The following is a 23276-nucleotide window of genomic DNA, read 5'->3' on the forward strand; positions in this document are numbered from 1 at the left end:
GTTTTTTTGTTTTCATGAATAAAGAAGAGCGAACAAACCACAATAAAGAATGTTGTACACAATGACAAAGGTGGTCAGTTCATGAAGGAAAGAAAATGGGATCTGCTTGCCTTAGCATCAATCCCACTAATAATGACCCTCGGTAACTCCATGCTGCTGCCTATTCTGCCGCAGATCTCCAAAGAACTAGGCATTAGTGCTTTTCAAGTCAGTATGCTGATTACCGTGTATGGATTGATGGCAATTGTAATGATCCCTATTGCAGGTTATCTGTCAGACCGTTTTGGGCGAAAGAAGGTTATTCTTCCTAGTTTAATCATTGCCGCAATTGGTGGTGCCGTCTGCGTGGTAGCTGCTTGGTTTATGAAGGGGGTTAGCGCTTATTGGGTGATCTTAGCGGGGCGTCTGTTGCAAGGAATTGGTGCAGCGGGTGCTTTTCCAATTGTAATACCCTTTGTAGGCGATTTGTTCAAGGAAGAAGAGGATGTGAGCAAAAGTCTGGGAATCATTGAGACCTCCAATACGTTTGGTAAAGTTCTCAGTCCAATTCTTGGTGCCTATCTTGGGATATGGCTCTGGTTTGCTCCTTTTATTGCAATTCCCATTCTATGTCTAATTTCATTTTTTTTAGTTTTATTTCTCGTCCGAAAGCCCGAAGCGAAGGATGAACCTGAGAAACAGGAAATCCGAGCGTTTTTAGCTGGAATTGTGAGTGTTTTACGTAAAAAAGGGCGTTGGCTGTATGCTATTTTTGCCATAGGCGGCATTTGTATGTTTGTGACCTTTGGTGTTCAATTCTATTTATCAGAAATGCTGGAAACTAAATATAAAATGCACGGGGCGACGAAGGGGTTTGTGCTGGCGATACCGCTTGCCCTCTTATGTCTGTCCTCCTATGGCACAGGAAAGATCATTGGTCAGAATAAAACGCTAATGAAATGGCTGGGCTTTGGAGGAATGGTGTTACTGACTGCGGCCATGATTTGTGCGGGATTCAACAAAGGCATTTATTTTTTAGTAGGATTTATGGGTTTAGGCTGTGTTGGAATCGGGATTGTACTTCCTTGTATGGACGCTTTAATCACGGAGGGGATTGAGAAGGAGAACAGCGGCACGATAACCGCTCTTTATAGTAGTATGAGGTTTATAGGGGTAGCGTTGGGACCGCCGGTGGTATCGCTGCTGTTAAGCAGTGGGCATTGGGTATTGTTCGCGTTGATGGCTACAGTAGGGGCAATTGGTGGATTGCTGACCTTATTTGCGGTAACTCCGAGTAAGGGGGAAAAGGGAGAACCAGGCGTTAAAGATACAGAGAAGATAATTCCTCCGATCTGGCCGAAACGTGTTCGCCAAACCTCTGCAATGTCTCTGGATGGAAAAAAGGGCTATCCCTAAGCTGCGTTGCCGCAGCTTGTGGGATAGCCCTCTTGATAAAAGAATAAAAGATATTCTTAGGCTTGTGGAACGGATTCCCAATCCTTCAAGAAACGTTCAATACCGTTATCTGTCAGCGGGTGCTTCCAGAGGGTTGGCAGAAGTGAGCCTGGGATTGTAGCGATGTGAGCACCAGCAATAGCTGCTTGCTCAACATGTGCAATGTTGCGGATACTTGCTGCAATGATCTCGGATTTCAAGTTGTAGTTAGTCAGGATAGTCTTCAGATCCTTGATCAGCTTCATTCCATCAACACCGATATCATCCAGACGACCTACGAAAGGAGAGATATAAGTTGCGCCTGCTTTAGCAGCCATCAAACCTTGAGCCGCGGAGAATACTAGTGTAACGTTAGTTTTGATGCCTTTTTTAGTAAGCTCATAACAAGCTTCCAAGCCATCTTCAGTCATAGGGAGTTTAATTACAACGTTTGGAGCCCATTCAGCAATTTCGTATGCTTCTTTGAGCATTTCTTCTGCTGTAAGTCCGATTACTTCTGCGCTTACAGGTCCTGGAACGATTGCAACGATTTCTTTGATAACATCCTTGAACAATCTTCCTTCTTTAGCGATCAGCGAAGGGTTAGTCGTTACGCCATCCACTAGTCCCAGGCGAGTAATACGTTTGATTTCTTCAATGTTTCCGGTATCCAAGAAAAACTTCATTTTAAATTTCCTCCCTTGATTTCCATATGGATTGACAAGCAACATTCATATTTACATTATGAGACATGCAAATCAAAGTTTCAACTGTTATTTTGAATATTTCAAAATAACTTTATAGAACCAGTATTACCTGTATGCGCTGAATTTCAGATAATATAAGATTGGCTTAGGCCTCCCTCCATGATAATATATAACCGGAATTGTTATTTTGGAGTGGGGGGTGGGGATGGGATGATGTATGCGATATTGCTTATTTTACTTGTGCTTGTGCTGGCAGCAGCGGGATTCCTTGCCTACCAGAACAGCAAGTTGGTGTCTAATCAGAAGAAACTCGGTACTGCATCAAGTGATCCTTCCCTTATGTATTCTATCTTTGACCAATCTAGTGCAGCTGGTGTTGAAGAACCTGAGGCCATTCCGTTATTTCAATACACTGTATTTGCGCGGTCGAATGGAGCGGTTGTTGTGAACAAGCCTGTAGCTATGATTATTCTGTGCAGAGTTGCTGCGGGTAAAGGTGATTACTTACTGGCCGATGTCGAGCGTAATATGCTTGACAAGATTAGTAGGCCAATGCCTTTGAATGCGTATTCTGAGCATAAAGCCTACTTACACAGGACGGCTAATCACACAGAAAAAGAGATGGTTCTCAATCTAGAGGATGCAGTGAATTTACAATATACATAGAGTAGGGTGAAAGATATTGATTTTTTGCTCTGCGCAAAGCATAATACAAATTTGGATATAAAAAAGAATCAAACAGCCGGAAGCAATCGCGTTTTATGTTAAACACAGCTACCGCGGCACATTGATTGGTAAAATAATGGATGCCAGTCAGCACTTAGGCATGATATCTCCCTACGGGTGCATTAAGCACCCATTCCAGCATCATGATCATATCTTCTACTCTAGTGAGCTGAGTTTGTAGGTTATCTTGCTGTGGACTGTCTTCTGTTAATGAAGCTAATCTTGATTCCAGAGATCTGCGCTGCAGTGTCAATTCGTTGATTTTAGATTGAATTTGGTTTTCGGTTCTCATCCGGAATCCTCCTGAACAATAGGTGATTTCAACATCATCATAGATCATTATAACGGATAACATGGGGGTAATAAAATGAGTATCAATGTTAAACAATTAGCCGCGGAAAAAGCAGTGGAATTTGTAAAAGATGGCATGAAGATCGGCCTTGGCACTGGATCTACTGCCTATTGGGCGATCAACAAGCTTGGTGAGCGCGTCAGTGAAGGTCTAAAGATTACCGCTGTAGCAACCTCCCGTGCTTCCGAAGAACAGGCGCGTGAACTTGGGATTCCAATCGTAGCTTTTGGAGATATTGATAGTCTGGACCTGACCATTGACGGAGCGGACGAGCTGGATAGTAGTCTACAGCTTATTAAAGGCGGCGGCGGCGCGCTGCTTCGGGAGAAGATTGTTGCGAGTAACAGTACTCGTATGATCGTTATCGCCGATGAGAGTAAAGTGGTAAATACACTCGGCAAATTCCCGCTGCCTGTAGAAATTGTTCCTTTTGCATGGGAATGGACTGTGGCTGAACTTGCCAAGCTGGGTTGCAATCCTGAATTGCGTCGTAGTGGAGAAGAGCTGTACAAGACAGATAACGGCAATTACATCGCAGACTGCCGGTTCGAAGCGATTGAGTCCGCACCGAAGCTGGCACTGGCCATCCAAAGTATTCCGGGAGTTGTAGAACACGGCCTATTTATCGAAATTGCAGCTATGGCTATTGTGGGTAAAAAAGATGGAAGCATTGAAATTATAGAAGTTAAACCGGGCAATTGATCGTTCGTAGATCTAGAGAATCTAGCAGTTTACGGAAGCTGAGAGCATTGACACGGATAGGGCTGACTCTGTATAGTGCTACTGTTATCTATTGGATGTTCATCGGTTTTGGGCGTGAGATTCATACAGGTGGCCCGCTTCAGTACAATTTGATCCCATTACGTACGGTGTCACTTTATTTCGACATGAATAACGGGTTATCGCTGATCAGCCGGTTTGTGAATCTGCTTGGAAATGTTGTTGTGTTTATTCCATTTGGTATACTAATTCCACTTGCAAAGACACGGCCAATTTCTTGGATAAGAATCTCTTTATATGCTGTTCCTTGCATCCTGCTTTTGGAGTCTCTGCAAATGCTGCTGCATGTGGGAAGCTTTGATATTGATGATTTATTGTTAAACATGTTAGGGATATGGACAGGTTACGGTATGTTTCGAATCGGGTACAGAAGCAACAGAGAAGGAGGAATGTGAACAATGTTGGTAGATCTTAAATCCCTTATTGGTTCGCCTGAGGTGAACGAGCTGTTGACGTATGCGGTCATTGATGACCCCAACGCTTTGGAGCAGACTTCGTCTGAGTACAACGAACAAGCCGGGCTGAAGTTATATGGCTGGGAAGAAGAAGAACTCCTGCTTGGTCTTGTAGGCTTCGAAGAAACCGAAGACGGTTCTTTGGACATTCGGCATATTGCCGTCTTGCCAGAGAATAGAGGGAAAGGTTATGCACGGGGGATGATTCTGGAGCTGCTCGCTACTCGTCAGCCGCGTTATCTGGTAGCTGAGACTGAGGATGAAATCGCCGCAGATTTTTATCGCAGTCTAGGGTTCATGGTGTACAGCTTAGGAGAGAATGAAGCCGGAATTGAAATGTTAAGATGTGTATACGAAGTTGAAGAGACCGAGGATGAGGACTAAAAAGTCTTTGGAGGTCATAAAATGGCAGGTCGAGAGAAATCTCGGCCTGTTTTTTTGTGCATTTCGCCTTTAAATGCCCGAAAAAAAGCCAATTGACTTTTATAAAGGCAGGCATTATAGTTTGACAATGAAACTGTTCGACAGTTGAACTATATTTTGGAGGTAGGAAGCTTTGGATAACGAAGTGCAACATTGGATCAATCGCTACATGGATGCTTATTTGATTGTGACCAGACAAGTAGCAGCAAGAATTAAAGATAGTATTGCTGCGGAGACAACGAATGATCAGTATCAAATTCTTCGGTTGATTAATGCTCAGGAACAATGTACGTCTACATATCTTGCTGAATCTTTTTGCGTGGGTAAAAGCTCCATTACAGCAATCATCAACAGATTGGTGCATGCGGGTATTATCGAGCGAACTCGTGACGAGAATGATCGCCGCCAGGTGTATTTATCGATGTCTGAGCACGGGAAAAGAGTTTTTGAAGCAGCGGAGACGCAGGTACATGAAGTGATTTCCCCGTATTTGTTTCATTTTGAAGAGAAGGATATTGAAATGTTCGTCATGATGTTCGAGAAGCTGGCGAATTTAATTCAGAATGATGATGGAGGGAAGAATCCATGAAGACGATTCTAAAAGCAAGATGGGCGGTTATCGCAATCTGGCTCGCTGTGGCCGTAGTTTTGGTCATGACGGCCCCTTCGTTCTCTGATCTTGTACGTGAGAAGGGGCAGGTTACTGTACCTGATGGCTATTCCTCTTCTAGAGCGGCAGAGATCTTAAAGGAAGCGGCGAATGACAAGGGCGGAGAGACACTGCATCAGGTAGCTCTTGTATTCAATAATCCTGAGGGAATCGGAGCCGATGAAACAGCCAGTATCCAGCAGGGTGTTGAGAAGTTGGCTGCGAATAAGGAGACGCTGCAGATTGGTTCCATCACCGATCCTTTTTCACAAAGTGAACTTAAGGATACGTTGATTGCCAAGGATGGCAAGACGATAATGGTGGCGTTGTCTATAAAGGGCGGAGGAGAGTCTGTCACCGCACTTCCTGATAAAGTGGATGAATTACTCTCAGATGTTAAGGCGGATCATTATTTAACCAGTGAGGGTTTGATTACTGAGGATATGATTGCTAGCTCGGAAGCCGGGCTTAAGAAATCGGAATATATTACGGTAGTATTTATTTTACTTATCCTGTTCGTGGTGTTCCGTTCGTTCGTGGCACCGTTTGTTCCGCTACTGACCGTAGGACTCAGCTATATTGTTTCTCAGTCTGTTGTGGCTTTTTTGGTAGACCGTTATGATTTTCCATTATCTACGTTTACTCAAATCTTTATGGTTGCGGTCATGTTCGGGATTGGTACGGATTATTGTATCCTATTGATCAGTCGTTTTAAAGAAGAAATGATGACAGCAGAAGATACCAAAAGTGCTATTATTGCAACCTATCGTAAGGCTGGTGGGACGGTGTTCTATTCCGGACTTGCGGTATTCGTAGGTTTTGTAGCGATTGGATTATCCAAATTCATTCTGTATCGCTCGGCGGTAGCCGTTGCCGTGGGGATTGCGGTTATGCTGCTGGCGCTTGTAACCATTGTTCCATTCTTTATGGCGGTACTTGGCAAAAAGCTCTTCTGGCCTTCACGCGGCAAGCTGGAGCACAGTGAGAGCCGTATTTGGGGAGCAGCAGGTTCTTTTTCCTTAAAAAGACCATGGGCCGCGCTGCTAATTGTTGCAGTAATCGTAGCTCCGTTCCTTGTTACCTATAGCGGAAAGCTGTCCTTCAACAGCTTGGAGGAAATTGGCTCAGAATATGCCTCGGTAAAAGGATTTAACATCATTTCGGATAGTTTCGGGCCGGGTGAATCCATGCCTGGCAAGATCGTAATCAAAAATGATGACCGGATGGATACTTCAGAATATCTTGGACTTGCAGAAAAAATCAGCCGCGAGCTGGAAAAAGTGGACAGCGTAAAATCGGTGCGCAGCATGTCTCGTCCAACGGGAGAGCTGATCAGTGATTTTTTAATCCCGAATCAGGTGGGGACTTTATCTGAAGGTCTGGATCAGACCAGTGAGGGACTGACCAAGATTCAAACGGGATTGTCTGAAGCAAGTAAACAGCTGAGTGAAAATGCACCTAAGCTTACAGAGGCTGCTCAAGGCAGCGCTAAGCTGACGGAAGGCACAGCAGAGCTGAAAGATGGTATCGTCGCGTTAGGTGATGGGCTGGCACGTATTGAGAACGGAATAAAAACCGGCTCAGCAGGTGCAGGAGAGATCAAAGCAGGACTTCAACAGGCAGCTGCTAGTGCTAAGCAGCTTGCGGATGCCAATACGAAGCTGCTGGAGGGCTATAAAAAAATCGGCAGCGGTTTAACTGCGTTGGATCAAGGGCTTGGGCAGCTTCCGCAGCAGCTGCAAGGTGTGGCAGAAGCATTGAAGGGACTGGATGGTTCTTTTACGGGTCTTGAGAGCAGTTATCCGGAAATTCTGCAGGATGTTAATTACCTGACGATTAAAGGCACCGTAACGCAGAGTGGTACTGGGGCAGCGCAGCTGGCGGCGGGTCTCGGACAGATCTCAGAGCAGCTTAAAGGAGCAGCAGCAGGCTTAAACGAGGCGAATGCTGGTTATGCCAAAGCTTCGGCAGGGCAAAGCGCACTCGCACAAGGTTTAGCTAAGCTCGTTGCGGGCATCGGTCAGCTGCAATCTGGGCTGGAGCAGGCCGCAACAGGCCAAGGACAGATCGTAGATAAAATTCCATCCATTACTAGTGGCCTAGATCAATTGCAAGGTGGACAGCAGCAGCTTGCGGATGGTTTTGGTCAATTAACAGGGCAGATAGGAGCCTTAACTACTGGATTAAGCGACAGTGCAAACGGCTTGAAACAAATTACCAGTGGGCTGGTTTCCGCACAAGATTATTTGAATCAGATTCAAGCGGCTAAGGATGATGAGCTGAGTGGATTCTTTGTACCGGCTGAGGCTCTTGAAGCTGAAGGTATAGAGCAGGTATTCGATACCTACTTGTCTGATGACCGTAAGGTGATGACGCTGGATGTGGTATTCACTGAGAATCCATATAGTTCAGAAGCTATCGACAGTGTTGATGATATTCAAGCAGCAGTAGATCGTGCAGTGAAAGGAACGAAGCTGGAAAATGCGGAGTCTGCAATCAGCGGGGTTACAAGCAGTCAGAACGATTTGCGTAATATTTCCAACGAAGACTACACACGTACAGTAATCTTAATGCTGGGTGGGATCTTCATCATCTTGGTGTTGCTGCTTCGTTCAATCGTAATGCCGATTTACCTTATTATTTCTCTTTTGATTACTTATTTTTCGGCATTGGGTGTTACAGAGGCTATATTCGTTCACCTTCTGCACTTTGAAGGGATTACCTGGACAACGCCATTCTTCAGCTTTGTTATGCTGATTGCGCTTGGTGTAGATTATAGTATTTTCTTAATGGCCCGCTTTAACGAATATAAAACATGGGATGTTCGAGAAGCGATCCTGCATGCCATGCGCAATATGGGAACAGTCATTCTTTCAGCGGTAGTTATTTTGGGCGGCACCTTCGCATCGATGTATCCTTCAGGCGTATTGTCGATGATGCAGATTGCAACAGTGGTGCTCGTAGGGTTGGCCTTGTATGCGCTAATCTTCTTGCCATTTTTTGTCCCTGTTATGGTACGGATCTTCGGCCGTGGGAACTGGTGGCCATTTGCGGTCAAACAAAGTGGAGAACCCACTAAACAAGATGTAAACATGTAATCACTCTACACAGCAAAAAACCTCTAGTGTTCGCCTAAATAAATAGGCGGCTAGAGGTTTTTTGGTTGAAATATAAGTGCAAAGGTTATTTCATCTTGGCAAAAAAGCTACGTAACGCCCAGCCGCGTTCTTGCCGTTTTTTATATTTGGGTAGCGAACGGTAGATGGCGGTGGATTCGTCGAAAGCACGTTTAGCATCCTCGGTTCTGCCCAATGCTTTGTACATGGAGCCGGCTAAATAATAGGCTTCACTAGAGGAAGACTGAATCTCTTGAAATTGAGTAACGTAATGCAACGCTTTATCGTGATCTGTATGGCGAAAGGTTTCCGCTAACCGAAGATATGGCTGACCATATTGGGCCTTTCGGTTGATTTCTAGACCACGAAGCATCTGATCTTCGCCTTCTTCAAAAGCGCCCAGCTTAAGATTCACATGACCCAGCTCTACCCAATATTCGGCAGACTGTTCGTAACGGTCTTCGATCTGTAGCAGAATATCTTTGGCTTCCTTATACTTTTTACGTTCTGACAGATTCCGGGCTAAATCAAATTTAGCAGAAACATCATTTGGATTCAAAGATACCGTTGTGCGCAGCTTGGAGATTTGCCGCACTCGTTTGAAGGGCTTTGTAATACTAGGGAAGATCCCCACGTATCGCCGATCTAAGAAATACAAGATAACAAGCAGGATGAATAAAGCCAGAAAAGGGTTGCCCACTAATCTGAAAAGCATCATAATACCTATAAATTTAAGCATGATTTCCCTCCATGATCATTTGGTTCCGGTATTGCGGTTGAATAAGAGCAGATCTAAGGCAGCGTAATTATATCATAATTCAAACCAATCTGAATCCCGGGATTTAAGATAAAGTACAACTTTTGTCAGCTTTATAGCGTCTTAGTGTAATAGAAATAATAATTACAATAATATCATAAGAAGGGAAAATCAAGATGCACTTATTTGCAAGGAAGCTAAGGCTGCTTAGTTTGTTGGTTTGTTCAACTCTGGTGACTGCATTGTCTGTCCCTCAAGTTATAAGTGCAGCTCCATCACCTGCGAAGTTGAGTGGGATTAAGGAGATTGTTGCTTCGCCAGGTTTCTGGGGTGGAAGCTCCTTCGCAGTGAGAACTGATGGAACTGTTTGGTCATGGGGGAGTAATGTTTTTGGTCAATTTGCTAATGGTGCCGCCGGGCCTGAGGGTTGGACGATTACTCCCCATAAAATAGCTGGGCTTGAACATACGAAACAGCTGGCGATCGGCGAAGCGTACTATGTAGCGCTGAACGAAGACGGCACGGTTAAGGCTTGGGGAGATTATCGGGATAAGAGTGTTGCAGAAGCTGGCAATGGGGCAAGTGCTAAACAACACAAGGTTCTGCTTCCTCAAGGGATCTCTGGAATGACAGATGTGGTTAGTATAACGTCAGGATTGCATAGTGCATTAGCTTTGAGAAACGATGGAAGCCTTCTCCAGTGGAATCCTCCAGAAGCTTCAGATGTGGGCTATACAGAGCTGCCTGCTGCCACTAAGGTACAGGGTTTAAGCGAAGTGAAGTGGATCGGAAGCAGTATTTATCATGCCGCCATTCGAACTAACGGTACCCTGTGGATTTGGAGTGCTATCCCGCAAACAGAGAACACGAACGTGATGAAGAAACCGACCCCAGTTAAGGATTTATACCATGTGAAGTCTGTTTCCATGAGCGATCGCAGTATACTGGCTTTAACCGAGAGCGGGAGCGTCTGGGGAACAATTGACAGCAATAATTATAACGAAGTCACGATGAGCAAGATGCCAGGTCTTACGGATATTGTATCTGTCCAGACGAAAAACGGCTTCAACCTTGTTGCCAATAAAAAAGGAGAATACTGGGTATGGAAAGCTGGTACCTCACTACAAGGTCTGCAAAAGATTACAGCCGTAAAATCGATCTCGAAACTTACGCTGGATTTAGGCAACTTTGTAGCTGTTAAAAAAGATGGCACCGTGTGGACTTGGAGTACCCAACCTACAACCGACAACCGTTTGGTTTTTACGCAGCCTAAGTTAATAAAAGGACTAAGTGATCCTGTTTCTTTTGCCAAGGGTGAGAATAGTAAGTATGCAGTCCTGAAGGATGGTACAGCTGTGGCTTGGGGAACGAATATGTTTGGTCAACTCGGAATTAGTGCTGTTGATTCACGTCCTTTTGCTATATCTCCTATTTTAAAGCCTGTTACTGTAATTGTAGATGGTCAAAAAATTGACTCCGTACAGTCCGCTATTTTTAAGGATGGTAGTGTAAAAGTACCGATTAGGGATGTAACAGAAAGTCTGGGATATACCCTCTCTTTGGAGGGGGAACTGACGTTGACGAAAGCTGGAAAGAAAATTTCATTACCGTCAGCAGAATCCATTAAAGTAAGCTATACTTCGCTAGTTCCAGCAGCAGCTTTGGCTAAAGCTCTAGGTCTTTCTGCGGATTGGAATAGTACGCTGTACCAATTAACATTACAGACAAAAAGATGATTTTCATTTAACACTTATATTAATATTCTGAGGTACAATAAGTGAATTAATCTCAATTGCACCATAATAACCAGTCTGGAGTGATAGGAATGGCTTTTACAATATGTGTGTTTGCCGGATCGAATCCAGGTCTTAACTCTGAATATACGGAAATGGCTAGGGAATTAGGTTATCATATAGCGGCACAAGGCTGTAGGTTGGTCTATGGAGGTTCGCGGAATGGCCTTATGGGACAGGTTGCGGACGGGGTACTTGCGAATGGCGGCGAAGCTGTAGGAATTATGTCAGTGGATCTTTTTCAAGATGAAATCAGACACTCCGGATTGACGAATTTGATTGAGGTCTCCAGTATGCATGAACGTAAGGCGGTAATGAGCGGTATGGCGGATGCTTTTATTGCTTTGCCGGGAGGTCTTGGAACCTTTGATGAGCTGTTTGAAATTCTGTGCTGGATGCAGATTGGTATTCATCAGAAGCCTATAGGGCTGCTGAATGTTCGAGGTTATTTTAATCCACTGCAAGCCTTGATTTCACATAGTGTGGCTGAAGGTTTTGCACCAAAAACTGCACTCCAAATGCTGCATACGAACTCAGATCCCGAATATTTGCTTGAACTGATGCGCGGTCGGATTGATCATAGTAATGAAACGAAGGGGAAAGCAAGGTTCCCGTCACAACGCTAAAACAATAAGAATATGAACAACCTCCAGCTGTTTTATATGGCTTGGAGGTTTTTTTTGACATTAGGGGGAGATAAAACTGTTTGAATTTTGGCGAAGCTGGGTAAATAAGCCGTAAGTAATTAAGCAGAAATGCAAAATCCAGGAACATTACGGAAGGAGGTTGAAATCCAATGAATGTGATCGTACATAATCTTATGGCTTACAATCATCAGTTTTTTAGACCTCAACCCGTGGTCAATCCCAAGCAAGGGAAAGCAGACAAGAAGAGAATGAGTTTCCAGGAAGTTCTGAATGAGAAAATGAAAGTGTACAGCACCTACAACAAAAATTAAGTATGAAAGCTATAACCTATGTTTGTTAAAGAAAGCCGGAACGCGATGATCTTAGAGATCATTGCATTCCGGCTTTCTTTAGGGTCTGACCTCAAAAAATTCGCAGCTCTTGCGAGAGTAGTAAGTCAGATCACTAACTCTAGATTGAATAACAACATCAAAATCAGTGAAGCGGACAACGGTAGCTCCTGAATTTACTAAATGATCGTCCTGAAATACACGAACAGGTAATTTGCGGTCAACGGCTTCTTGGAAATCGCTGTCGGTTAGCAGCGGGCGATTAATTGGCATGGGGAATAACTCCTTTGATCATGTAATGAAGTAAGAAATAAAAATAGTATACCTGCGGAAGCACAAGAAATCCAATTTAAGATGAAGTACATGTATCCTGTGAGGAACATAATTGGACAAAATTCTATACTCCCTCCTTAGCAGGTATAGGCCTGTACGAAATATTTGTTTGAGCTTTTCCACGTTTCGTAATTATTTCCACCATAAATCGGAAGTTTACCTCCTCAAAAAAAGAATTTAAACCCTGTACACTAATTCTTGTAAGAGAAACCTTTGAAAGGGGTACAGGGGAATGAATAAAGTAAAACACTTGGCGCTATCGTTAGTCGCTATCATGCTCGTAGGTTCACTGGCAGCATGCGGAGGCAACAACGCCGAGAACAACAACACATCGAACAAAAATACAGGTAACAACGCAGCAAGCACTAGTGAACCTACTAAAGATGAGGGAACAGAACCGGCTGAGAAAATCGAACTTTCTTTCTGGACGTTGGGCAACGTGAACTACGAGGATTTAGCGAAGGAGTACACTAAGGAACATCCAAACATTACGATCAAAGTGCAAAATACCGGTGACCAAACCGCTCACCATAATAATTTGACCACTGCTTTGTCGGCAGGATCGGGTGCACCTGATATTTTCCAACTTGAAATCGGTTTCATGGAACGTTTCATCAACGCTCAGGACAAGTTCTATAACCTGAATGATCTGGGTGCCAAAGATATTCAAGCCAACTATCTGGATTGGAAATGGAAACAAGCATCTTCCGTAGATGGCAGCTTCCAGCTGGGTCTTCCAACAGATATCGGCCCAACGGTCGTATATTACCGCACAGATTTGGCTGAAGAGGCTGGACTGCCAAGTGATTCCGAAGGATTCGGCGCTGCTATTGATACTTGGGATAAGTTCGCAGCTGTTGCCAAAGCTTTCAAAGAAAAAACAGGCAAACCATTTGTAGACCTTACGGATCTTACCTTTAATGCTTTGCGTGACCAATCTGCTGATGAAATCTATTTCAGCAAAGCTGATGGCAGCTTTATTGGAGATACCAATCCGCAAGTCAAAAAAGCTTATGATTTCACGGTTAAAGGTATTCAAGAAGGCTGGATCAGCAATGTTATGCTCTGGTCTCCTGAATGGGGTCAAGGCATGAACGACGGTTCATTTGCAGTAGTTATGGGACCAGCTTGGATGGCAGGAAATGTTAAGAGTAATGCTCCAGACTCCTCTGGGAAATGGAAAATTGCTCAGCTCCCTGAAGGTGCTGGTAACTGGGGTGGCTCGTTCCTGACGCTGCCAAAAGAAGGCAAACACTCGAAAGAAGCTTATGACTTTATCGCATGGATGGATAACAAGGAAAACCAACTGGAATCGTTCAAAACTAAAGGACTTATGCCTTCCATTCCTGCACTGTATGAAGATCCTGCATTCGTAGATTTCAAAGATGATTTCTTCGGTGGACAACAAACCGCTGTAGAATTCGGTAAAGCAGCAAACCGGGTAAAACCTGTATACTACGGTCCGCTTCATGACCAAACCGATACTTTCTTCAAAAACGCCTTGAAAAATGTGTTGGAGAAAAAAGCAGATCCGACCAAAGAATGGAACGAAGCAGTAAAACAAGCGAAAACATTGGCTGAACGCAGCTAAGATTTCAAGCTTATGAAATTTAATTTCTAGAAGGTCCGGATTCATAGAGTGAAACATTCTCTGTGAATTCGGATTTACACGTTAGATTACCTGGAGGTGTGACATGGCACAACCTGTTATTTCAAGTCCGCATGCCGAGAGCAAGCGCCGCTTTTTAACTGAACAAAGAAGGAGCCGCATCACTGCGTACACATTTATTTCGCCCTTTTTTATTCTGTTCTCGATATTTGGACTATATCCGATCTTTTTCACGATCTATCTCTCGTTCTTTAAATGGGATGCCCTGAATCCTATGAAATTTGTAGGGTGGAAAAACTATGATCTGGTCACAAGTGATCCGACTTTCTGGATTTCTTTTAGCAACACTTTAATTATGGGGCTTATGGGTACTGTTCCACAGATATTACTAGCTCTATTGATTGCTGTTTTGCTGAATTCAGCGATGACTCGCTTTAAGAAGACGTTCCGGGTTTTATTTTTTATGCCTAATATTACGTCTATCGTTGCGGTTACGCTCGTGTTCAGTACACTGTTTGGCAACAACGGAATGATCAACTGGATTCTAAACGGCTTGGGACTGGATAGTATGGCCTTCAACTCTGGCTGGTGGGGCGTTAAAATCGCCATTTCTACGATGGTTATGTGGCGCTGGACGGGGTATAATGCCATTATTTTTCTATCAGGCTTGCAAAGTATCCCTACGGATCTATATGAAGCGGCACGTATTGACGGTGCGAACAGAAGACAACAGCTAACCTTTATAACGTTACCGCTATTGAAGCCATTCATTGTATTTGTTACCTTGCTTTCAACTATAGGTGCCTTGCAGCTGTTCACTGAGCCTTATGTATTTTTGGGCCAAGCGGGAACTGGATCTACACGTCAGGAAGGAATCACTATGGTTACTTATTTGTATAGCGAAGCATTCCGCAACGGATTTTTTGGTACGGCAGCAGCTACGGCAGTCTTGCTGTTCCTGGTCACGATTATTTTCTCTGTCCTCAATATGCTGGTCTCAAATCGCATGGGTGGAGATACGGGAGGGGGTAAAGCGTGAGTACGCTGCGTGTATTTAAAAAAGATCCGGATGATCTAGGGATCATCGGCAAGTTAGGATTTTATCTGCTGCTGATTGTTGGTGCGCTCGTGTCCATTTTTCCTTTTTACTGGATGTTTGTAGTTGGCACTAATGACAGAGGCGCAGTATTCCATGTGCCACCTTTGCTTACGGTTGGAGACCAGTTTTTTGAGAATTTCCAGCGGGTACTGGACAAAACGGACTTCTTTCAAGCCTTGGGCAACTCTTTATTTGTCTCTTCTATGGTTACAATATCAGTCGTGTTTTTCTGTACACTGGCAGGTTATGCCTTTGCCAAATATGAATTTCCGTTTAAAAATTTTCTGTTCTACTTTGTAATTGCTACATTATTTGTGCCACAGCAGCTTGGTGTATTACCTACTTACGTAATTATGGCCAAGCTCCACTGGATAGACTCCTTCAAGGCACTTATTGTTCCGGCGATGGTTAATGCTTTCGGGATCTTCTGGATGCGGCAGTATATCACTACAGCTGTACATACGGAATTGATTGAAGCAGGTCGGATCGATGGCGGCGGACATTTCCGGATCTTCTGGAACATCGCTATCCCGGTCATTACTCCAGCTATGGCAACACTAGGTATCCTGAACTTTATGACCGTTTGGAATGACTTCTTCTGGCCTTTAGTGGTACTGAAGAATCAAGAGCATTTCACAATTCAAATTGCGCTCCAGCAGCTGTTCTCCAATCGCGATGGTCTAGACTACGGAATGATCATGTCAGCAACATTTACGGCAACCTTGCCACTGCTGATTGTATTCCTGTTATTTAGCCGCTGGGTGATTGCTGGACTTACTTCTGGAGCTATTAAGAGCTGATCTTACTTTTTGATCTTTACAGGGAATAGGCGGTTTTGTGAAGAATACTAGAGGACAGAGACAGCAGGGGGAAGGGGAATATCATGAAACTCCGCCGTAAAATCTTGTTCGCTATTATTCTTCTCGTCTTTATTCCGGTTATCCTGATGGGGATCGTCACTTACGTTAATTTTTCTAATGCAATGGAGAAAAAATCAAGCAACTTCTACTGGATTTCACTGCTTGAAACGGATCGAAAGCTTAAATTCGCGCTTAGTGAAATCACCTCGATCACGAATTCAAAAATTACGCAGCCGGTTGTTCAGCAATCACTGAAGCAGAAGAACTTTGTAATCACTTATGATCGAAGGCAAGAGCTTAGCAGTTATCTTATTGATCATCCGATGATTACTTCATTTAGTTTTTATAGTAAAGATCGTTTAATTTATCAATACAATGCATCGATGTCCTTTGAGGACTTGAAAAGACAAAGCTGGTTTGACGCGATGGAAGGCGCCGAAGGGCGGCCCGTGTGGTCAGGACCGGGAGAAAATGGCTCGGAGATCTCCGGCAATCCGGTACTTGTACAAGCAAGAGTAATCAAAGATTCATATTCTCTCGAAGATATCGGATATCTGGTTGTTAATGTAAAACCTGATTTATTGGATCAGATTTTCTGGGAAGCAGCAACCCTCAAGAAGGGGGATATTTTGCTGGTCAACAAGCTAGGAAATATTGTTTTTAATAAATCCGGTGAACATATTGGACAACGCACAGATTTCCCCTTTTTACAAAATGATTATGCTAAAGAACATGACTATTACATCGACAACTATCAGGGGGAAAAATCACTTATAACCTTCCTACCTTCTCATAATGCAGCCTGGTATTTAGTAGCCATTACACCTATGAATCTAATCTCGTCAGAATCTGTATCCATCCGAAATATTGCGATTATTTTAAGTACTGTTTCGCTGTTGTCCGCCATTTTGTTCGACCGCTATTTCGTACGGAGGCTCGTTCATAGTATCAATAGTGCGGTTAACGGGATGAAGCGGGTGAAGCAGGGGATATTTACGCCGATCACTACACCCTATCGTGCTGATGATGAAAGTGATTTGCTGATTGATGGCTTTAATCGGATGAGCACGCAGATCAATGAGCTGCTTGTGCAGGTGGAGACTGAGCAGGGACGTAAGAAGGAAGCAGAAATGCAAGCGCTAATGGCGCAGATTAACCCTCATTTTATTTATAATTCACTTGAATCGATTAATTCGATGGCAGTGCTGCAAGGCAATAAAGATATTAGCAAAATGGTCATCTCACTCGGCAAGCTGCTGCGAATCAGCATCAGTCAGAATCAGGAGCTGATTCCGCTGCATATGGAGTTCGAACATGTCCGTCATTATTTGGATATCCAGAAGTTTCGTTTTGAAGATAAATTCTCGTATATCATAGATCTTTCGGATGGTCTTAAGACGTTCATGACACAAAAGCTGATTGTTCAGCCGATTGTTGAGAATGCGCTGTATCATGCGATTGAGCAGATGGAGGACCCAGGGATCATTGAGATTACGGCCTATGAAATGGGCACGGATATGATCATTATCGTAAAAGATAACGGCCCCGGCTTTGACCTTGCCAAGATGATGAGTCTTTGGGATAACGAGGGAAGTGCTCAGAAGAAATACAGTGATAGCGGCGTGGGGCTTAAAAATGTGCATGAACGCTTGAATATTCGATTCGGCAGTCCATACGGCATACTAGTGTGTTCTTCCCCCGGCTTTGGTTCAACCATCCGAATCCGAATACCAAAAATACTGCCGTAATCGACCGTGCGGAAAGAAGGGGGAGATTGTTATCAAAAAATGGTTATTGAAATGGGGCTGGATGTGGTTATATCTAGTGCTGATTTCGGGTGCTGTTTTATTTATAACTTTAGGAAAGCAAGAACCCATTGAAGATGATTCACCAGAAAAAATCACATTAACTTTCCGTCATTTCTGGATTAAAGAGCATGATCGGCCATTGTTGACTATTTATGAAGATATCGTGGACAAATATCAGTCAGAACATCCAAATGTGAAAGTTAACTTTGAAGGTTTAGATCAGACGTTGCACCGTGATCAAAAGCTGAAGAACGAGATGGTTACTGGCACCCCGCCAGATATGTTTGTTTTGTTCGGTGGAGCGGAAATTGAGCCATATGTGCGCTCTAAGCGCCTGATTGATCTGACTGATTTCGTCAGGGAGAATGCGCTGACCAATCAATTCAAGGATCTGGATCTCTGGACCTTTGACAACCATATTTATGGCTTGCCTATTGAAGGGAATGCTGAACCCTTATATTTTAATAAAACCATATTCGAAAAGCTGGGTTTGAAGCCGCCAGAAACGCTGCAAGAGCTTGATGCTGCCATACTAAAGCTGAAGTCGGCTGGGTATATTCCATTTGCACTTGGCAACGAGGATCGTTGGCCCGCAGGGATTTTTGCACATTATTTAATGGATCGTTATGCCGGCGCCGACTTGATCGAGAAGCTAATTACTGGTGAAGATCAAGCCAGCTTTCAGAATGAGGTCTATTTAAAGGCTTTTCAGCACTTGGAGCAATGGATTAAAGAAGGTGCCTTCAGCACGAAATCGAATGTGTTATCCACAGAAAATGCGGTGGGACTATTTACGAGCGGCAAGGCTGCGATGTATCTAAACGGAAACTGGGATATCAATTTATTTGCCGGCGCAGCTGCTCCTACGGATTTTCAAAATGAGGTAGGTGTTATTCCTTTTCCCACATTGAAGAAGGGGGAACAACCTTCGATAGCCGGCGGTTATACATTTGGCATCGGCCTTTCCTCCGAACTAAGCGGAGCGAAGCGGGAGGCTGCACTCGATCTCATGAAAGCTTTTTACACCCAGGAGGTTCAGACACGGATTGTATATGAAGGGTTGAGAATTCCGTCCATGCGCATCGCCTTTGATCCTGAGAAGACAGGACCCGTATTCGCGCAAGTCATGAATATGATGGAAGTTAACCGCAAGAGCTTTGTCCCTTATGATAATGTATTGTCACCAGAAGTGAAAAAAACGTTCCTGAGTGTTATAGAACAGATGATTAACGGAGAAATGTCTGCTGAGCAAGCGTTAAAGCAAGTGCAGGCATCCTCCATTCAATATTGGAATTTGATCCAAAGCTCAAGTGTACAATGATCCTGGAGGTGCAGGGAATGGATGAGTTACAAGAGAAATATAAAGTAATAATCGTGGATGATGAGCCGATTATTCTTCGTAGCTTAAAAGCAGCCATTCCATGGAATGATCTTCAGATGGAGATTGTGGGAGAGGCACGAAATGGAGAATTAGCTCTTCGCTTAATAGAAGACACTTCACCACATATCGTGATTAGTGATATTCGCATGCCCGTAATTGACGGGATTACGTTGATGAAGGAAGTATTGTCTAAAAATCCGAAGCTGGTGTTTATTTTTATAAGCGGGTACGGAGAGTTCGAATATGCAAGAGAAGCATTACGTCAAGGCGCTTTTGATTATTTATTGAAGCCGATCGATCATGATGAACTGGTTGAAATGTTAAACCGCGCGAGAACCAAGCTGGATGAACAGAAGCAAAATGATCAGCTGATTCATTCTGTGCAGATGCTGTCACTGCTTGCACGTGAACGTCTGTTTGCAGAAATCACTTTGGGAAATGCAAGGCCGCTTGAGCATCTGAAATGGCTGGAGAACAGTGAACTGGAGAGCGGATATTTCATGGCTGTTGTCCAGTTAGATGATTACTCCACACTGAGCAATCAATGGAGTGTAGAAGAAAAACGGCTATGGCTGTTTGCAATCCGCAATATTGTGGAAGAATGGTCACTGGAACATGGAGTGCTGACGGTTTTCCCGTTTCATAATGGAGAGTGGATACTACTGTTCCCTGGATCTTTAAGCGCCAGCAGGAGAGAACTTGGTGAACATTTGATAGCGGGGATCAAGAGATACTCCAAGCAGTCTTGTTCCGTAGGCATCAGCCGCACCACACAAGGCATTGATCAATTAAGTAAGGTTTACCCTCTGGCTGCGAAGGCCTTATATCAACGGTTCTATTCGGGTCTTGCCGGGGTCTTTATTGATGAAGAGATATCGTTCCCTAGCATTAAAGAGTTGAAATACCCAAAAGAGCTGGAAACCGCGCTGATTGAAAGTATACGTACCTTAAATAGAGACCGGATGTGGTCTTTATTTGATGAGCTTGCTTTATTTATTGAGTCACAAGCTGTTCCTAAGGATATGGCTGAACGTCTTCTTGTTGAAATGATCGTTGTTTTGTACAGAAATTATGAGTATTTGAATATAAATTCAGATTGGTCTTTACATGGATTGCTTAGCAAGATGCACAATCTTGGCACTTTAAATGAAGTGATCTCTGCTCTGAAAGAAGAGTTTGGTGTGCGATTGGAGCAAGGGAACAAGCCTGTGAATCGCGAGGATACGCGTAGCGCCATCGAGAAAGCGAAACGTTATATTGAGAGTAATTACCATAAAGATTTGAGTATTGAGGAAGTAGCGGAGCTGGCTGATCTCAGTATCAGTCATTTCTGTACTTTATATAAACAAATAACGGGCTATACCTTTTTGGAGTATGTTACACACTGCCGGATGGAGAGGGCGAAGTATATTTTGCAGAGCAGCAACGTAAAAGTGTATCAGATAGCTCCTCTCGTCGGTTATCAGGACCCGCGTTATTTTACACAGGTTTTTAAAAAAGCTAGTGGTCAAACACCAACAGAATACCGAGAAGAGCATACTAAGCAGATCCATTAAAGAGGAGGTAAGGGATGGAATTTCATTTGGAGATGATTGTTAAGTGTTTAACGAACCACAAGCTGCAGAAATATTGGAAAGGGTTCGAGGCTGTTTCTTTTGCATTTTATAATAAGGATAACGTGTATCTGTACAATCATCCCAAATTCAAAACGATAGGATATCATCCACATTTGCTTCCTTGGAGTAATGAATTCTCAGGAGATACAATCATTTTATATGAGGATCACCCTACAGCCATCGTTAATCTGGAATTACATGAAGAATTCGAAGACTTGTACGCCATTTGTGTACACGAATTATTTCACGGTTATCAATTCCTGATGGGAGATGAACGTTATGCAGATGAATTATTGATGATTACCTACCCTTTATCCCTCGAAAATATGGAATTGCGGATTCAAGAAAGACATCATTTATATCTTAGTGTAATGGCAGCTACTATTGAAGAGCGTAATCAAGCAATGTACAGATTTATTGCCTTACGTCAACAAAGAGAGCAGCTGCTCGGGGAGTACGCGCTAAATGAATATCTTATTGAAACGCTGGAAGGACCCGCTTGGTATGTTGAATTAAATGCCTATGCCGAGAAATCCACACTTCCTAATGAGGAGGTATTGCAGAAGTTCAGTTCGTATTTAATAGATGAACTTGAATCATCGGCAAATATTAGAAGAAGCTGCTATGGTTCTGGACTGTTTATATGTTTGCTGCTGGATGAGCTTCGCACCGATTGGAAAGAAGAGTTTATGAAGTCGGAGTTAAGTTTATATGCGTTTTTTAAGCAATTTGTGGATCAAGTCATCATTCCCTTCGAGGAGATATCCATCAGCAAAGAAACGGAAGATATTATGCAATCGGTCAAAACAATCAGGGAGAAGGAATTCATTGATTTTATCAGCCTTGAAGGGTACCACCTGTATATTGAAGGAGATATAAAATCTACGGGTTTTAATCCTATGGGTATTATTGGTGGAGATGAGAAATGTATTCATAAGAATAATTTACGAATCCAAATCAATGATGCGGAGTATTTTCTGGAAAAGCCAGTGATTAGCTACTATAAAGCTGACCTTCGAAATATTAATAAACTGCACTTAGTATTAGATGAACCTCCAACTTTTAATAAAGATTCGTTAATCCTTAATGGAATTGGTGAGATCAAAGGCCAATACGAAGTGAAGGAAGATGGATGTTGGCTGCAATGCTGACGGAAATTGATTAGAATGAGAGTATGACATTTGTCATACTCTCTACTTGATGTTTATGACTTATAGGATGATACTTCATCGCCTATACTTAGAGTAGATGAAAAGATCCTTAGCCGGACACATCAAGGAGGAAACGATATAGATGACTACAAAACAGACATCACAGCTCTCCAGCCTTAAAAAGAGTGTAGCCCCTTACGAGAAAAATGACCGCAACGCAAGTATAAGACAGCTCATCAATACTTTAGGACCACTTGTGCTGTTATGGGGCGGAGCTTATTTCTCTTTATCCGTTTCCTATTGGCTCACCCTTCTGTTAGCTATTCCTGCAGCAGGATTTGTAATTCGAACTTTTATTATTTTTCATGATTGCACACATGGATCGTTTTTTAAGAATCGTAAAGCGAATGATATTATCGGAACGATCACAGGTGTACTGACACTGGTTCCTTATCGGCAGTGGAAACATAGTCATTCCATTCACCACGCCAGCTCCAGTAATCTCGATAAAAGAGGGATCGGCGATATTTGGATTATGACGGTCGATGAATACGCAGCAGCTTCCTTCTGGAAACGTCTATATTACCGGATTTACCGCAATCCCATCGTGATGTTTGGTCTTGGACCGATTGCTGTTTTTATGATTCAGTATCGTTTTAATGTTAAAGGTGCTAGACGCAAAGAGCGGATGAATACCTATTTGACGAATATTTCAATCGCAGCCCTTTATGGCTTGCTGATATGGGCTATTGGCTGGCAGGCATTTCTTATGGTGCAGCTGCCTGTAGCATTTGTATCAGGGTTTCTCGGCATATGGTTGTTCTACGTCCAACATCAGTTTGAAGACTCTTATTTCGAGAATGAATCCGAATGGAGTTATGTGATGGCCGCGGTTGAAGGCAGCTCATATTATAAGCTGCCGAAGGTGCTGCAATGGATTACGGGCAACATCGGCTTCCACCATGTGCATCATTTAAGTCCAAAGGTGCCAAACTATAATTTGGAAAAAGCGCATAACGCGACTCCACCGCTACAAAAAGCAACAACGATTACGATTGGTACCAGCTTGAAGGCTCTTCACTTCCGTCTTTGGGATGAGGAAAATAAACGTTTCATCAGTTTCAAAGAGATGAAGTCCATATTAAATAAACCTAAAACAGCAGGCGAGGTCCTGCAAGTTCATAAGCCCAGACTCCAGGGAGAATAATGGTCCACATTGTAATCAAATAGCAGCAAATGGAAGGTTAGAGCCGGAGAACTCATTCGCGCTCT

22 protein-coding genes are annotated in these 23276 nt (G+C 43.4%); 18 read left to right on the forward strand and 4 right to left on the reverse strand.

Annotated elements, in window-relative coordinates; translation table 11 throughout:
• The first annotated feature begins 81 nt into the window (after nt 1–81).
• Entirely contained in the window at nt 82–1395 is a 1314-nt protein-coding gene (locus NSQ50_RS12610) for an MFS transporter (RefSeq protein ID WP_080742475.1), read from the forward strand.
• 56 nt (nt 1396–1451) lie between these two features.
• Here the strand turns inward: NSQ50_RS12610 and fsa are convergent, their stop codons facing one another.
• Nucleotides 1452–2099: a fructose-6-phosphate aldolase gene (gene fsa / locus NSQ50_RS12615; protein WP_036686257.1), complete on the reverse strand. Its 648-nt coding sequence runs from the start codon at nt 2097–2099 to the stop codon at nt 1452–1454.
• A 231-nt stretch (nt 2100–2330) separates the two neighbouring features.
• Here fsa and NSQ50_RS12620 point away from each other — a divergent pair, with 231 nt between their 5' ends.
• A complete protein-coding gene (locus NSQ50_RS12620) occupies nt 2331–2786 on the forward strand; it encodes a hypothetical protein (protein ID WP_076101672.1) in 456 nt (151 codons plus the stop codon).
• A gap of 154 nt (nt 2787–2940) precedes the next feature.
• Here the strand turns inward: NSQ50_RS12620 and NSQ50_RS12625 are convergent, their stop codons facing one another.
• A complete protein-coding gene (locus NSQ50_RS12625; RefSeq protein ID WP_036686261.1) occupies nt 2941–3138 on the reverse strand; it encodes a hypothetical protein in 198 nt (65 codons plus the stop codon).
• An 81-nt stretch (nt 3139–3219) separates the two neighbouring features.
• Between NSQ50_RS12625 and rpiA the strand changes: the two genes are divergently transcribed.
• The 5 genes from rpiA to NSQ50_RS12650 all read left to right on the forward strand — a co-directional run bounded on the left by rpiA (nt 3220) and on the right by NSQ50_RS12650 (nt 8603).
• Nucleotides 3220–3900, forward strand: a complete 681-nt coding sequence (rpiA, locus tag NSQ50_RS12630) for a ribose-5-phosphate isomerase RpiA (RefSeq protein WP_143760539.1) — start codon at nt 3220–3222, stop codon at nt 3898–3900.
• Nucleotides 3897–4373 carry a VanZ family protein gene (locus tag NSQ50_RS12635; protein WP_141118495.1) on the forward strand — a complete coding sequence of 159 codons (477 nt, stop codon included), beginning with the start codon at nt 3897–3899 and terminating at the stop codon, nt 4371–4373. Before rpiA ends, NSQ50_RS12635 begins: the two co-directional genes overlap by 4 nt.
• 3 nt (nt 4374–4376) lie before the next feature.
• On the forward strand, nt 4377–4817 hold the full coding sequence (locus NSQ50_RS12640; RefSeq protein WP_038570379.1) for a GNAT family N-acetyltransferase: 441 nt from the start codon (nt 4377–4379) through the stop codon (nt 4815–4817).
• Nucleotides 4818–4989: 172 nt separating this feature from the next.
• On the forward strand, nt 4990–5445 hold the full coding sequence (locus NSQ50_RS12645; protein WP_036686266.1) for a MarR family winged helix-turn-helix transcriptional regulator: 456 nt from the start codon (nt 4990–4992) through the stop codon (nt 5443–5445).
• Nucleotides 5442–8603, forward strand: coding sequence for an MMPL family transporter (locus NSQ50_RS12650; RefSeq protein WP_076144051.1), 3162 nt, complete (start codon nt 5442–5444; stop codon nt 8601–8603). The genes NSQ50_RS12645 and NSQ50_RS12650 overlap by 4 nt, the downstream gene beginning before the upstream one ends.
• 85 nt (nt 8604–8688) lie before the next feature.
• Here NSQ50_RS12650 and NSQ50_RS12655 read toward each other — a convergent pair whose 3' ends face one another.
• Nucleotides 8689–9360, reverse strand: coding sequence for a tetratricopeptide repeat protein (locus NSQ50_RS12655; RefSeq protein WP_038570388.1), 672 nt, complete (start codon nt 9358–9360; stop codon nt 8689–8691).
• Nucleotides 9361–9554: 194 nt separating this feature from the next.
• On the opposite strand from NSQ50_RS12655, the gene NSQ50_RS12660 reads away from it, so the two are divergent.
• The 3 genes from NSQ50_RS12660 to NSQ50_RS12670 all read left to right on the forward strand — a co-directional run bounded on the left by NSQ50_RS12660 (nt 9555) and on the right by NSQ50_RS12670 (nt 12129).
• Nucleotides 9555–11114: an RCC1 domain-containing protein gene (locus NSQ50_RS12660; RefSeq protein ID WP_076144050.1), complete on the forward strand. Its 1560-nt coding sequence runs from the start codon at nt 9555–9557 to the stop codon at nt 11112–11114.
• Between the two features lie 89 nt (nt 11115–11203).
• Nucleotides 11204–11797 (forward strand): LOG family protein, encoded by a 594-nt coding sequence (locus NSQ50_RS12665; protein WP_076144048.1) that lies wholly within the window; start codon nt 11204–11206, stop codon nt 11795–11797.
• Nucleotides 11798–11967: 170 nt separating this feature from the next.
• Nucleotides 11968–12129: a hypothetical protein gene (locus NSQ50_RS12670; RefSeq protein ID WP_169744764.1), complete on the forward strand. Its 162-nt coding sequence runs from the start codon at nt 11968–11970 to the stop codon at nt 12127–12129.
• Between the two features lie 78 nt (nt 12130–12207).
• Here NSQ50_RS12670 and NSQ50_RS12675 read toward each other — a convergent pair whose 3' ends face one another.
• Complete coding sequence (locus NSQ50_RS12675; protein ID WP_036686275.1) at nt 12208–12420, reverse strand: hypothetical protein; 213 nt, start codon at nt 12418–12420, stop codon at nt 12208–12210.
• A 292-nt stretch (nt 12421–12712) separates the two neighbouring features.
• Here NSQ50_RS12675 and NSQ50_RS12680 point away from each other — a divergent pair, with 292 nt between their 5' ends.
• The 8 genes from NSQ50_RS12680 to NSQ50_RS12715 all read left to right on the forward strand — a co-directional run bounded on the left by NSQ50_RS12680 (nt 12713) and on the right by NSQ50_RS12715 (nt 23211).
• A complete protein-coding gene (locus tag NSQ50_RS12680; RefSeq protein ID WP_036686277.1) occupies nt 12713–14071 on the forward strand; it encodes an ABC transporter substrate-binding protein in 1359 nt (452 codons plus the stop codon).
• Between the two features lie 103 nt (nt 14072–14174).
• The gene (locus tag NSQ50_RS12685; RefSeq protein ID WP_036686279.1) at nt 14175–15128 is read left to right on the forward strand and encodes a carbohydrate ABC transporter permease; all 954 of its coding nucleotides are present in this window, start codon (nt 14175–14177) and stop codon (nt 15126–15128) included.
• Nucleotides 15125–15988: a carbohydrate ABC transporter permease gene (locus NSQ50_RS12690; protein ID WP_038570403.1), complete on the forward strand. Its 864-nt coding sequence runs from the start codon at nt 15125–15127 to the stop codon at nt 15986–15988. The genes NSQ50_RS12685 and NSQ50_RS12690 overlap by 4 nt, the downstream gene beginning before the upstream one ends.
• 83 nt (nt 15989–16071) lie before the next feature.
• Nucleotides 16072–17796 carry a cache domain-containing sensor histidine kinase gene (locus NSQ50_RS12695; RefSeq protein WP_076224740.1) on the forward strand — a complete coding sequence of 575 codons (1725 nt, stop codon included), beginning with the start codon at nt 16072–16074 and terminating at the stop codon, nt 17794–17796.
• A gap of 61 nt (nt 17797–17857) precedes the next feature.
• Complete coding sequence (locus tag NSQ50_RS12700) at nt 17858–19177, forward strand: ABC transporter substrate-binding protein (protein WP_038574400.1); 1320 nt, start codon at nt 17858–17860, stop codon at nt 19175–19177.
• Between the two features lie 17 nt (nt 19178–19194).
• Nucleotides 19195–20793 carry a response regulator gene (locus NSQ50_RS12705; protein ID WP_076224742.1) on the forward strand — a complete coding sequence of 533 codons (1599 nt, stop codon included), beginning with the start codon at nt 19195–19197 and terminating at the stop codon, nt 20791–20793.
• Between the two features lie 14 nt (nt 20794–20807).
• Nucleotides 20808–22004 carry a hypothetical protein gene (locus NSQ50_RS12710; RefSeq protein WP_076224745.1) on the forward strand — a complete coding sequence of 399 codons (1197 nt, stop codon included), beginning with the start codon at nt 20808–20810 and terminating at the stop codon, nt 22002–22004.
• A gap of 142 nt (nt 22005–22146) precedes the next feature.
• A complete protein-coding gene (locus tag NSQ50_RS12715; RefSeq protein ID WP_036686288.1) occupies nt 22147–23211 on the forward strand; it encodes a fatty acid desaturase in 1065 nt (354 codons plus the stop codon).
• Nucleotides 23212–23276: the final 65 nt, after the last annotated feature.

The sequence above is a fragment of the Paenibacillus sp. FSL R10-2788 genome (assembly GCF_038003885.1).
GTDB lineage: Bacteria > Bacillota > Bacilli > Paenibacillales > Paenibacillaceae > Paenibacillus_AQ > Paenibacillus_AQ odorifer.

What these genes read in the sequence shown, in the direction of transcription:
- NSQ50_RS12715 (WP_036686288.1), top strand. Translation starts at nt 22,147, where the DNA reads ATGACTACAAAACAGACATCACAGCTCTCCAGCCTTAAAAAGAGTGTA.
- NSQ50_RS12675 (WP_036686275.1), bottom strand. Translation starts at nt 12,420, where the DNA reads ATGCCAATTAATCGCCCGCTGCTAACCGACAGCGATTTCCAAGAAGCC.
- NSQ50_RS12685 (WP_036686279.1), top strand. Translation starts at nt 14,175, where the DNA reads ATGGCACAACCTGTTATTTCAAGTCCGCATGCCGAGAGCAAGCGCCGC.
- NSQ50_RS12650 (WP_076144051.1), top strand. Translation starts at nt 5,442, where the DNA reads ATGAAGACGATTCTAAAAGCAAGATGGGCGGTTATCGCAATCTGGCTC.
- NSQ50_RS12625 (WP_036686261.1), bottom strand. Translation starts at nt 3,138, where the DNA reads ATGAGAACCGAAAACCAAATTCAATCTAAAATCAACGAATTGACACTG.
- NSQ50_RS12640 (WP_038570379.1), top strand. Translation starts at nt 4,377, where the DNA reads ATGTTGGTAGATCTTAAATCCCTTATTGGTTCGCCTGAGGTGAACGAG.
- NSQ50_RS12705 (WP_076224742.1), top strand. Translation starts at nt 19,195, where the DNA reads ATGGATGAGTTACAAGAGAAATATAAAGTAATAATCGTGGATGATGAG.
- NSQ50_RS12620 (WP_076101672.1), top strand. Translation starts at nt 2,331, where the DNA reads ATGATGTATGCGATATTGCTTATTTTACTTGTGCTTGTGCTGGCAGCA.
- NSQ50_RS12700 (WP_038574400.1), top strand. Translation starts at nt 17,858, where the DNA reads ATGTGGTTATATCTAGTGCTGATTTCGGGTGCTGTTTTATTTATAACT.
- NSQ50_RS12610 (WP_080742475.1), top strand. Translation starts at nt 82, where the DNA reads ATGAAGGAAAGAAAATGGGATCTGCTTGCCTTAGCATCAATCCCACTA.
- fsa (WP_036686257.1), bottom strand. Translation starts at nt 2,099, where the DNA reads ATGAAGTTTTTCTTGGATACCGGAAACATTGAAGAAATCAAACGTATT.
- NSQ50_RS12670 (WP_169744764.1), top strand. Translation starts at nt 11,968, where the DNA reads ATGAATGTGATCGTACATAATCTTATGGCTTACAATCATCAGTTTTTT.
- NSQ50_RS12655 (WP_038570388.1), bottom strand. Translation starts at nt 9,360, where the DNA reads ATGCTTAAATTTATAGGTATTATGATGCTTTTCAGATTAGTGGGCAAC.
- NSQ50_RS12660 (WP_076144050.1), top strand. Translation starts at nt 9,555, where the DNA reads ATGCACTTATTTGCAAGGAAGCTAAGGCTGCTTAGTTTGTTGGTTTGT.
- NSQ50_RS12665 (WP_076144048.1), top strand. Translation starts at nt 11,204, where the DNA reads ATGGCTTTTACAATATGTGTGTTTGCCGGATCGAATCCAGGTCTTAAC.
- NSQ50_RS12710 (WP_076224745.1), top strand. Translation starts at nt 20,808, where the DNA reads ATGGAATTTCATTTGGAGATGATTGTTAAGTGTTTAACGAACCACAAG.
- NSQ50_RS12680 (WP_036686277.1), top strand. Translation starts at nt 12,713, where the DNA reads ATGAATAAAGTAAAACACTTGGCGCTATCGTTAGTCGCTATCATGCTC.
- NSQ50_RS12695 (WP_076224740.1), top strand. Translation starts at nt 16,072, where the DNA reads ATGAAACTCCGCCGTAAAATCTTGTTCGCTATTATTCTTCTCGTCTTT.